Origin of the sequence: Massilia sp. CCM 8734 (genome assembly GCF_011682155.1) — a bacterium.
GTDB classification, from domain to species: Bacteria; Pseudomonadota; Gammaproteobacteria; order Burkholderiales; family Burkholderiaceae_D; genus Telluria_A; species Telluria_A rubra.
Window position 1 is genome coordinate 1 of record NZ_WHJI01000180.1, and the last position, 585, is coordinate 585.

Here is a 585-nt window from a genome sequence, read left to right on the forward strand (position 1 = left end):
CAACTTCGTCAGCGGTAAGGCGGCGTCCCGGCACCGCCGGCGTCACGCTCATCTGGCCGTCCGCACCCTTGACCCGTTGCGCCACCGAACCGTGTCCGATAGTAATGAGTTCAGCCAGGCGGCCGTCAATCTGGCCCAGCGATGGCGCTTGATCTGCCGCAGCTGGTGGCGCAGCGGCGACGCGCTGTGCGGCGAGCGCTGCCTGGGCCGCGTTCGCCGCGCGCGAAAGCGGCCCGGTGTCCGGCAGTGGCAAGGGCACAGGTGCCGGGCCCGGCGCTGGCGTGGGAGCCGGTGTTGGCGCGGCGGCATGTTCCCCCTGCACCGCCGCCATGCCGCCGCCCATGGCCATGCCCGTGACAAGGCCGGTACCGGCAGCGTTGCCGACACCCTTGGCCAAGTCCTGCTCGCCCATGGCGATATTGGTGAATACTTGCTCTTGCGCCGACTGCGGCATTTCTTCCAGCACGCCCTCGCTCAGCATGCCTTTCCCGACCCGGCCGGCGAGGGAGCCGCGCACCTGGGCGCCGGCCGATCCGGTCGCAATCTGCGTGGCCGCGTCGCCCATCAGCTTGCCCGCGCCGAGCC

General features: G+C 71.1%; 1 pseudogene. It reads right to left on the reverse strand.

Annotation, left to right across the window (positions count from 1 at the left end):
* Positions 1–585 (reverse strand): annotated as a pseudogene (locus tag F2P46_RS36150) (hypothetical protein); the annotation flags it as partial.